The sequence below is a fragment of the Chishuiella sp. genome, assembly GCF_032109125.1.
GTDB lineage: Bacteria > Bacteroidota > Bacteroidia > Flavobacteriales > Weeksellaceae > Empedobacter.
In genome coordinates this window covers 239,093-250,301 of the sequence record NZ_DAMCLZ010000003.1, presented here as the reverse complement: position 1 = coordinate 250,301, position 11,209 = coordinate 239,093, and the positions used below count along the sequence as shown (strand labels likewise).

Here is an 11,209-nt window from a genome sequence, read left to right as displayed (position 1 = left end):
TATTTCAGTTCGATTAGCTCGTTAATTGTTCACTTATTTTACCAAATCTACGTTCACGATTTTGATAATTTAAAATCGATTTGTAGAACTCTTCTTCATTAAAATCAGGCCATAATACATCTGTAAAATATAATTCAGCATACGCAATTTGCCACAGCAAAAAATTACTAATACGTGTTTCACCACTTGTTCTAATCATAAGATCTACCATTGGTAAATCATGTGTATATAAATTTTTATGAACTAATTCTTCATTAAAATCATCATCGGATATTTCACCGTTTTTATATTGCTTAGCAATAGTTTTTATAGCATATAATAACTCTTCTTTAGAGCCATAACTAAGTGCTAAAGTTAAAACACAACCTTCATTATGTTTTGTTAATTCCATTGCTTTTGTTAAATCTTTTTGGGCTTTACTTGGTAATTTAGAAAAATCTCCTATAACATTTAAACGAATTTCATTTTCATGTAAATCATTTATCTCATCTTTTATAGCTGAACTTAACAAAGTCATTAATACATTTACTTCTAATCTTGGTCTGTTCCAATTTTCTGATGAAAACGCATAAAGAGTAAGATATTTTATCCCTAATTTACGGCAAGATTCTATTGATGAGCGTACAGATCCTAAAGCACTTTTGTGTCCAAAAGTTCTTTCTTTTCCATTTTTCTTAGCCCATCTACCATTACCATCCATAATGATGGCAACATGATTTGGTAATTTTTCTTTGTTTATTTGTTCTAGCAAACTATTATTCATTCTATTTTTAATCGCAATAACAAGCAGGACGTCCGAAGCTATACGTTAACGTTATTCCAGATAATACATACCAATCCTTGTTGGATGTGTTACCCCAAACTCTTTTATTATATTCGTCCTTAGATAAATTTCCATCATTGATGCCTTTAATAAAATTATCTGAGAACTTACCTACATTATAATCTATATAATCAACATTCGTGTAACGAAATCCTGTTTCAAAACCTAATATCCAATTATAATTGAATTTTATCTTATATCCTATACCAAAAGGAATTGACAAATTTGTTTTGTATTTACCTTTCTCAGTAATAACATTTGTTGCTGCATCGTAGTCATAATTTTTTTCTTTTGCAGAAAATGCTCCTAAGCCAAAAAATATATATGGTGAATTAGCATTTTGTACATCATCATTTATATTAAAAAAATTATACTCAAAAACAACAGAACCTTCTACAATATTATTACGAAAACTTTTTTTTCTATCTTGTTTATATAGCTCATTTGAATGTCCATCATCTGCACCTACCCTAGAGTAAGATAAATTTGCTCTGAATCCCATTTGAGGATTAATATTAAAACGATATAAACCTCCTATTGAAATAGGTAGAAAAAAATCTGTTTTTCCTGTTCTTACCGGAAATGGATTAAAATAATTTCCTTTTCCAACATCTCCTATAACATTAGCTCCTCCAGCAAAAATTCCAATTTCATGTCGTTGTGCAAAGATTAATTGTGACATAAACATTGTAAAAACAAACAAAAATATTTTCCTCATGTGTTCTGTTATTTTTTTTGATTTTTGCTATTTTTATTCATAAAATTCGAACAAATATAAACAAAAGTCTATTCAACATAACTGATTTAACAAAAATTAAGAAGTTTTATTGTAAAAATTAATTTCTTTTATCCGAACCCCAAAGCATTTTTTCTCTTAAAGTCGTAAAATAAGTAGCATCAACAGCTTCAACAATTAAAATTTTAAAATCTGCTTTTTCAATTGTTAATTCAACATCTGTAGATAAAGGAAAATTACGAGAATCTAGTGATAAGAAATATTCTTCTGCTCTACTTCGTATTTTTAAATTAATTTTTTCATTTTCTGATACAATTAGAGGACGCACATTCAGATTATGTGGAGCAACTGGTGTTATTATAAAATTCTGATTGGACGGATGTACTATGGGTCCTCCACAGCTTAATGAATAACCAGTAGATCCTGTTGGAGTAGAAATAATTAGACCATCTGACCAAAATGAATTTAAAAATTCTTTATTCAAGTAAGCGTCAACTGTTATCATACTCGTTGTTTCTCTACGAACAACAGTCACTTCGTTTATTGCAAAATTATTTTCTATTTCAACTCCATCACTTCTTTTAACTGTTAATAGTGTTCTAGGAATAATATTATATTCATCATTAAAGAAACTATCCATTTGCTCCATTAAAACATTTTTATTGATAGTTGCCAAAAATCCCAATCGCCCAGTATTTACTCCGATAATAGGTATATTTGAATCTTTCACAAATGTTGTTGCAGACAATATTGTTCCATCTCCACCAAAACTAAATAAAAACTTTATTGACTTATCTAAGTCTTCATAAGAAGAGAAAGTTTCTACTGAAGATAAATTTAACTCCGTAGAATCTTTTAAAATTTCTAAAAATTTTTCTTCAACACAATAAGATATATTATTTTCTGCTAAATAATTTAAAAGTATGGGAATAATATCCGTTAAAGATGTACTTGTTTTTTGACCGAAAAGTGCAATTTTTGTCATTAGGTATTCATATATTTTAGCAATTGTTCATAACGACTATGAAGCAACTCTTGCTTTTCATCATTATAAAACTTCTGAATTACTTGGTATCCGTATCGTTCAAATGTTTCACCAATTGTTAATAGATTTGACGAACTAAATTTCAATAGAACATAAACACTATCCTCTTTATTTCCTACAATCATCATTCCTAATATTTTACCATTGTTACTCTCTATTATATTTGAAATAGATGTCATAGATAAATCTTTTTCTGTTATAGAAACTAGCATTGATATACCTTGAGATGAAACAAAAGGAAAATTAGCAAATATCTTTATAATGTCACTCTCAGTGATTATTCCTAGATATTTTGATTGTTCATTTATTATAGGAAGAATATTTGTTTGATTTGTATACATCATTTGAATAGCCTCAAGAAGTGTACTAGACTCTGAAAGAAAAAAGTTTTCTACATAAGATGAATAATCTACTTCAGCTTTATCTTCCAAAGATAATTCTATTAAATCTTCTTCTGATATATTCCCAACGAAATGTAAACCATTAAATAAAGGGATATGATTCAATTTATTCTCTTCTATTACTTCTAAAAGTTGATTAGGTGAATAATTGATTTTTCCTGGCTTAATATCATTTGATAAATATTCAGTTATATACATACCGCAAATTTATAATTTTAAAATTGTATTTATTACTATTAAGAATTCTTTTAAAGAAATTTTAATATTTAACAACAATACAACTCTATTCATTTATAATGATTTACAATAAATGTATTTCAAAATATCATATTGTCAAAATAATGTAAGCTTAAAATTAAATATTTATTATTTTCTTATTCATTCTATAGATTTATATTGAATATACAACTATTCTTTCGTATTTTTGCATAACCAATTAGAGGATAAATAATGAAAAACCCATTGTTTTACGCCAAAATAATTTTATTTGGTGAATATGGAATTATTGAAAATTCAAAAGGACTTATTGTTCCTTATAATTTTTATCAAGGAGCTTTAAAATTTGAAGCATCTGATATTTCTGAGCAATCTAATGCTCACCTTAATAATTATGCTAAATTTTTAGAAGAAAAATTTGCTGAATCATTCGATACAAAAGCTTTCTCTGAAGATGTTGCTAAAGGAATGTATTTTGATTCTAATATTCCTCAAGGTTATGGTGTTGGTAGTTCTGGCGCTTTAGTTGCAGCGATATATGATAAATATGCATACAACAAAATAGATATTACAAAAGATTTAGATAAAGATAAAATTAATAGTTTAAAAAAACTTTTTGGGCAATTAGAATCTTTTTTTCATGGAACTAGTTCTGGAATTGATCCTTTAATTTGTTATATGAACATCCCTATCCTTATTCAGTCTAAAGATGATATCTCTACAATTGGTTTACCTACAGCTAATGATTCTGGAAAAGGAGCTGTTTTTTTAATTAATTCTGGAACTCCAGGAGAAACTGCTCCTATGGTTCATATTTTCTTTGAAAAAATGAAAAAAGAAGGTTTTAGAAAAACACTTAAAGAAGAATTTATAAAGTATAATAATGCTTGTATAGAAAGTTTTGTAAAAGGAGATTATAATCCTTTGTTTTTTAACTTACAAAAATTATCCTCTTGGGCATTTGAACATTTTCAACCAATGATTCCTCAAAAATTAATCAATGCATGGAAAACAGGAATAGATACAGATACTTATTATCTTAAATTGTGTGGTTCTGGTGGAGGTGGATATGTTCTTGGTTTCACTCAAGATTACGAAAAAGCAAAAAATCATTTAAAAGATTTTCAAACCGAAATAATTTATAAATTTTAAATCATAAAAAAATTAATTCTATGAACTTTAAGAAAATAATTCTAAAAATTTTTGCTTTATTTTCTGTTATTCGTGGATATAATTTAATTATTCTCATACTTGCTCAGTACCTTGCTGTTCTATTTATTTTTGCACCAAATACAGGACATCGGGAATTACTAAAAAACCTAAAATTAGATGGAATTATATTTTGTTCTATCCTTTGTGTCGCTGCTGGCTACATCATCAATAATTTTTATGATTTAGAAAAAGACGAAATAAAAAGACCTCTACAAGTTTATTTACAAAAACAAGTTTCTCAAGGATTTAAACTTACTGTATACATCTGTTTAAACTCTATTGCTTTAATCATAGGAAGTCTAATATCTTTCAAGGTTTTTATATTCTTTTTTATCTATCAATTTCTTGTTTGGTTTTATAGTCATAAAATAAACAAATTTGCTATTATCAAAAATTTTTATTTAGTAATTATTCGTGTTCTACCTTTTTTTGCTCTATTAGTTTATTTTGATGATTTTTCTTTTAACTTAGCTTTACACGCAACTTTCTTGACGATATTATTATTGGTAACTGACATTGTTAAAGATTTAGGATCTCAGAAAGCCGATGTAATTTATAATTACAATTCTATACCAATAAAATACGGAGTAAATTTCACTAAAATTCTTATTTCTGGTTTTATTATTATAGAATTAATTATTGGCTTATTAATTATATTAAAAAATGATGTTGGTTCAATGAAATATTTTTTCATGCTTGCAGATAGCATCTTTTTAATTGTTTTATTAAGCATTTGGAAATATAAAACAGCTCAAGATTATAAGCTTTTACATTATCTTTTTAAAGGAATGATTGTTCTTGGTGTATTTAGTATCGTATTAATCGAAATAAATCCCTTAACTTTGCAAACTATTGCGCAAAATTTTAATCAGCGCATAAATTAATCAAATTCAGATGAATAACAGACGAAATCAATCCAACGACAGAAATTCCCAAGGCGGGAACAATCGTGGAAAAGGTGGAGCAAGAGGAAATTCTTCTTCTAAACCATCTTCAGGGAAAGGAAAACCAACTTTTGGTGGAAAACCATCAGAAGAAGGAAAGAAAAGTTTTGGACCAAAGAAACCGTTTAACAAACCAGGTGAAAAACCATTTGTTAAAAGACTGAAAAAAGCACCAGTTGATGACGGGACTATTCGTTTAAATAAATATGTAGCGAATGCAGGGATTGCATCCAGAAGAGAGGCCGATGAGTTGATCAAAACTGGAATTGTTACAGTGAATGGTCAAGTAATCACTGAAATGGGTCATAAAGTACAACCCGATGATGAGGTACGTTTCGATGGTCGAAAAATTTCTTCAGAGAAAAATGTTTACTTTGTTCTTAACAAACCAAAAGGGTTTATATCTACTGCTAAAGATGAAAGAGACCGTAAAACCGTTATGGATTTAATGGCTAATGCAACTACTGCACGTATTTTTCCTATCGGACGTTTAGACAGACAAACAACAGGGGTTTTATTGTTTACTAATGATGGATATTTAACTAAAAAACTGACTCACCCAAGTCATGATGTTAAAAAAATATACCACGTAACATTAGACAAAAAACTAACAGCAAATGACTTAGCTGATATAAAAAAAGGTGTACGCTTAATTCCAGAAGGAATTGCAATGGTAGATGAAATTTCTTTCATCGAGGGTAGACCAAAAAATGAAGTTGGTATTGAATTACACATCGGTTGGAACCGTGTTGTAAGACGTATCTTCGAGGCTAAAGGATACGCTGTAGAAGCATTAGATCGCGTATCTTTTGCTGGATTAACAAAGAAAACCTTACAAAGAGGTGAATACAGAAGATTGACAGAACAAGAAGTTAACTTCTTAAAAATGTTATAATAACGTATTTATAGAAACAACATAAAAGTGACTTTAGTTGACAAGCTAAAGTCACTTTTTTATTTTTTAAATTATTACTTGGGGCAATTTCTTCGGACCATGCAATACGTTGCAATCTTTTTTGCTAAATTATTTCTATTGTTAAATGTAAAAAAAAGAGTTTCCTCTTCTATCATTAATGCAGTGTATTTTAAAATCAACAAAAAATATATAGAAAAAGAATTTATATTAATAAAAATTAGAAATATTTATCTTAGCAACATGAAGCAAAAAACCGATTTTTCGAATTTAAAGTTCAAACGAATCAATCATTTAAACAATGAAAAGTCTTTCGATACAAACAATAATAGTATCGAAAAAGAGAACGACCATCTAAATACAACAAATTTAGAACAAGCTAATTCTTTTCCTGGTTTTTTCCCTTTTTTACGTGGTTATTCTACAACAGGTTACATTTTAAAACCGTGGACAACTAATCAAAATAACTGTTTTTCTAATGAAAAGAAAAATTATAATTTTGATGAAGAAAGTTTTTCTTCCATTAATGAAATGTCATCTTGGTTAGAAAAAAATTCATCAGATGATATTTCAATATCAATTTCCATAAATAAAAAAGGAATTATTTATTTTGCATATTTCTTAATAGCATTAGAAAAAATTAATTGGAAAAAAAATCAATTATCTATAAACTTAATAATTAAAACTAATGACTCTGTTTATCCAAACATTTTATTAGATTGTATTACTTATGTAAATAAAAATAAATCTAATTTTTATAGTTTATCAATTATCTATAAAAACTTAGATGACAATTTGTTCGATTCTATTGTCAATTCACTAACAAGAAGCCTTCAATTAATACAAAATGGAATAAATAGAGATTTAAAAATTGATTACATATCTCCATTAATTTCATTGTATTTACCTGTAGATAAAAATTCTATTAACGAAATATGCAAATTAAGGGCAATCCGAATAATATGGGCAAAATTAATCGAAGAATTTTCTCCTCAAAATTACGATAGCTATAAAATAAAAATTCACTCATTTCTTAAAGAAGAAAACTCAGAAATATTTCATCAACAAATTTTTAATGCAACTAATCAAGCCTTATCATCTGTTTTAGGAGGAATAGAATCTTTAAATACAACGTTTAAAATAAACGAAAATTTGAGTTTAGAAGAAGCTAATCTTATAGCTAAAAATTTACAGTTAATACTTCAAGATGAAACGCAAATATGTAGAACTGTTGATCCATTAGGAGGAAGCTTTATAATAGAATCAATCACCAATGAAATAGCAATAAAAGCATATCAAAAAATAAAGAAAGTATCTTTAATAAAATCAACAATAAATTATCAATTTAATATAAACAACATATTAGAATTAACTATAAATATAATAAAAGATAATACTACTTTTGATGAAGTTTATTCGGCTTTAGAATCTATAATAGAATAAATTTTCATCACTAACGTTTTAAAAAAAACAAAAATTAATTGTAATTTTAGTTCACTTTATTTCTCTGTATTAATTGAGAATACGTTATATTTATACCTACAAACCTTAAATAAATGAATAAAACTCTCCGAAATATAATTTTATCAATCTCTATATTTTTTATTCTATGGTTTATTATCTATTTTTATCTTGGAGAGTATATAGATTTAGAATTTTCAAACCCTAATTTTTCAAAAACATTTCCCAAAATATTAACTTTCTTATGCGCTGTAAGTATTTACACTTTATTCTTAATTTCAATAAGACGAGCATATGGTTGGAGTTTTTTAAATATATTAAAATTTATTGTTGGTATATTATTCAGTTTAATTCCTATTTTTCTTTTTGAATTTTTTAGCCTAAGCAAATGTGCAAATTGGAAGATTGATAAATCATATAAGAAAACTTTATATGAAAGTAAAATATCATCATCTGAAAGTATAAAACTTATTGAATTAGAGTGTAAGGAAACAAATACAATAAGTAGAAAAGTCGAACGAATAATGCAAATAACACCTTTATTTATTTCTACATCAAAAATAGATACATTAAAAATTTCTGATAAAAATTGGAAGAAACTTTAGTTTTCATTTAAACCTTAATACATATTTGATGTCTTATGGTTAAAGTAATCTGTTACCAAATGACAAAATATATATTTGCAATTCTATTTAGTTTCTTAACTATTGGCCTATTCGGACAAGATAAAAAAGTAATAATAACAGGGAAAGTTACAGATGCATTAAACCTTCCTCTTAGTGAAGCTGATGTATTTATAGGGAACAAAGCAGATTCTGCAAAAATATCTTCTACAACAACAGATGAAAATGGTCTATTTAATTTAGAAATTAATTCACAAGAAAAACCAATTTATTTAATTATAGACGATGCATTAGAAGGAACTTATAAAAAATCTTTCGAAACATTAAAAAGCGATACTGATTTAGGAACAATCGTTATAAATCCTATGGTTTATGATTTAAAAGAAGTCGTTGTTAGCAATGTAGAACCAATTGTTGTAAAACATGATACGATAGAATACAATGCTGATTCTTATAAAGTAAAACCTAATGCTAATTTAGAGGCCTTAATTAGAGAATTACCGGGATTCGAAATTGCTGATGATGGTTCTATTACTGCAAATGGAAAAAGTATAAGTGAAGTTTTAATTGATGGTGAATCATTTTTTGGAACTGATGGAAAAGTTGCTTTAGAAAATTTACCAGCTGATATTATTAAAAAAATTCAAGTTTCTGACTTTAAAACTAAAAGTGAAAAATTCTCTGGCGAACGATCAAAATCTGATAAATCATCTCTAAATATAACTCTTAAAGAAGGAAAAAATAGTGGTTATATGGTAAAAGCTACAGGTGGTTATGGTACAGGTGATCATTATGAAAGTAACCTTATGGCTAATTATTTTAAAGGAAAAAGAAGAATTAGTTTAATTGGCTCTTCTACTGATGTTGCTTCATCTGGAATGGTAAATGGAGAAGGTTCTCGTGGTCGTGGAGGAATGGGAAGAAGAGCTTCTAACGGAATTACAACAAATACATCTATCGGATTAAATTATAACGATCAATTAAGTGATAACTTAAAAATTGGTGCAGATTATAGATTAAATCATTCATACAATAAAAATGAAAATTATACTCATCAAGAAAATTTAAACCCTGATAATGTATTTACTACGACTTCTAATACAAATACCAAAAGTGAAACTTATGGACATAATTTGGGAACAAATTTAGAATGGACTAAAAAAAATACTAAAATTTACTTTTATCCTTCATTCAATAACTCTTCTACTAAAAGTAGTACCATTGGTGATAGTGAGAGCGTAAATCAGGATGGTGATTTAAAAAACACTACCGCTCAAAATAACAACACAAAAACTGATGCAAATACATTTTCTAATTTAATTTCCATCAATCAAAAATTAAAAAATAAATCATACTTTGATCTTAATTCTAATATATCTGTCGCAAAAACGGATGCAACAACAAGAGAAATATCAAATGCTTTATTTTTTGATGGATCAAGAGCAGATACTTATCGTAATGTAAATACTAAAAATACAAATAAGAATAATTCATATAACTTTGATTTAAAATATACTTTACCAATTACAGATTCTATAAGTGTAGCAATTGGTTCTAGTTACACATATGCAGATCAAGAAACAAATAATTATTCATTGAATTACAATGATTTAACTGGGAAATTTGATGAAATTAACTCAGATTTAACTCGTTTATTCACAACAAAATCTAGTTTATATAATCCATATGCACAGTTTTTATTAAATAAATCAAAATTATCAGCCTCTTTAAATATTGGCGCTAATATATACAATCAAGATAATTATGGTTTATATAAATCGAATGCTGAAAGTTTAACAATAAATAAAACTTTACCACAATTACAAGGAAACATACGTTATCAAAGTGGTAATAACATGTTGATGTTTATGTATAACTACAGTACAAGTTTACCTACTGCAGCACAATTACTAAAAATTGAAGATCAATCTTCATTAACAAATAAAACCGTTGGTAACCCTGATTTGGACCCAAATAAATCGCATAATTTCAACGTAATGTTTGGAAACTTTGATAGAAAAACTCGTCAAGGTTTTAATGCAAATATTGGTTATACTTATAATGAATCTAGTATTACTAATTCTATCGTAACTAATGAAGATTTAACTCGTAATATTACTTATGAAAATGTAAAAGGTAATTATAGTATCTCTGGATCTTTTTTCTTTAATAAACAATATCAAAAAGGAATCAATAAATTTAGATTAAACTTAGGTTTATCTTCAAGATATGGACTAAATCAAGGATATAATCAAAATATCATGTATAAATCTTTTAATACTACATTATCTCCAACTATTAGGTTAAATTGGGATTATGGTGATAATCTTACTATATCTCCTTTATATCAATTAAGTTTCACAAAATCTAAATACGAAAATTACCAAATTAGTGGACAAGAAAATATTACACATAATTTTGGATTAAATACAAATTCTACTTGGTTCAAAAATTTAGTTTGGACAAATAATTTTAGCTACAATTACAATTCGAGAATGGCTGCTGGTTTCAAAAGAGATTTCTTTTTGTGGAACACTAGCTTAATGTATCGTTTCTTTGGAGATAAATTAGAGGCAGGAGTAAAAGTATATGATTTATTAAATCAAAATAATAGTTATACTCGTACAATTTCTGATCAATACATTAGTGATGAGAAAAATAATATTTTAACACGATTTGTTATGTTCTCTCTTACTTTTAATTTAAACAAATTTGGTGGAAAATCTCAAGAAAAAGATGAATTTTCACCAAGAGATGAAAATGGACCTAGACCAAACAGACCAAATGGTTCTGGAGGAAGAATGATGCCCCCTCCTGGTAGATAAACTATCTTTT

Annotated in this window: 10 protein-coding genes; 6 read left to right on the top strand and 4 right to left on the bottom strand. The window is 27.0% G+C overall.

Annotated features, from left to right (window positions below; genetic code table 11):
• Positions 1–13 precede the first annotated feature (13 nt).
• The 4 genes from RT575_RS05730 to RT575_RS05715 form a co-directional block, all read right to left on the bottom strand.
• A complete protein-coding gene (locus tag RT575_RS05730) occupies positions 14–763 on the bottom strand; it encodes an isoprenyl transferase (protein WP_313579469.1) in 750 nt (249 codons plus the stop codon).
• Positions 764–770: 7 nt separating this feature from the next.
• A complete protein-coding gene (locus RT575_RS05725) occupies positions 771–1,541 on the bottom strand; it encodes a DUF6089 family protein (protein WP_313384949.1) in 771 nt (256 codons plus the stop codon).
• A gap of 118 nt (positions 1,542–1,659) precedes the next feature.
• Positions 1,660–2,544: an NAD kinase gene (locus tag RT575_RS05720; RefSeq protein WP_313384948.1), complete on the bottom strand. Its 885-nt coding sequence runs from the start codon at positions 2,542–2,544 to the stop codon at positions 1,660–1,662.
• Entirely contained in the window at positions 2,544–3,203 is a 660-nt protein-coding gene (locus RT575_RS05715) for a CBS domain-containing protein (RefSeq protein WP_313384946.1), read from the bottom strand. Before RT575_RS05715 ends, RT575_RS05720 begins: the two co-directional genes overlap by 1 nt.
• A gap of 252 nt (positions 3,204–3,455) precedes the next feature.
• On the opposite strand from RT575_RS05715, the gene RT575_RS05710 reads away from it, so the two are divergent.
• The 6 genes from RT575_RS05710 (at position 3,456) to RT575_RS05685 (ending at position 11,199) form a co-directional block, all read left to right on the top strand.
• Positions 3,456–4,373 carry a mevalonate kinase gene (locus RT575_RS05710; protein ID WP_313579467.1) on the top strand — a complete coding sequence of 306 codons (918 nt, stop codon included), beginning with the start codon at positions 3,456–3,458 and terminating at the stop codon, positions 4,371–4,373.
• Positions 4,374–4,393: 20 nt separating this feature from the next.
• A complete protein-coding gene (locus RT575_RS05705; RefSeq protein ID WP_313579465.1) occupies positions 4,394–5,317 on the top strand; it encodes a geranylgeranylglycerol-phosphate geranylgeranyltransferase in 924 nt (307 codons plus the stop codon).
• A 10-nt stretch (positions 5,318–5,327) separates the two neighbouring features.
• Positions 5,328–6,272: a pseudouridine synthase gene (locus RT575_RS05700; protein WP_313579463.1), complete on the top strand. Its 945-nt coding sequence runs from the start codon at positions 5,328–5,330 to the stop codon at positions 6,270–6,272.
• A gap of 261 nt (positions 6,273–6,533) precedes the next feature.
• Positions 6,534–7,733, top strand: coding sequence for a methylmalonyl-CoA mutase family protein (locus RT575_RS05695; RefSeq protein WP_313579461.1), 1,200 nt, complete (start codon positions 6,534–6,536; stop codon positions 7,731–7,733).
• Between the two features lie 113 nt (positions 7,734–7,846).
• Positions 7,847–8,356 carry a hypothetical protein gene (locus RT575_RS05690; RefSeq protein WP_313579459.1) on the top strand — a complete coding sequence of 170 codons (510 nt, stop codon included), beginning with the start codon at positions 7,847–7,849 and terminating at the stop codon, positions 8,354–8,356.
• 59 nt (positions 8,357–8,415) lie between these two features.
• Positions 8,416–11,199 (top strand): TonB-dependent receptor, encoded by a 2,784-nt coding sequence (locus tag RT575_RS05685; RefSeq protein ID WP_313579457.1) that lies wholly within the window; start codon positions 8,416–8,418, stop codon positions 11,197–11,199.
• Positions 11,200–11,209: the final 10 nt, after the last annotated feature.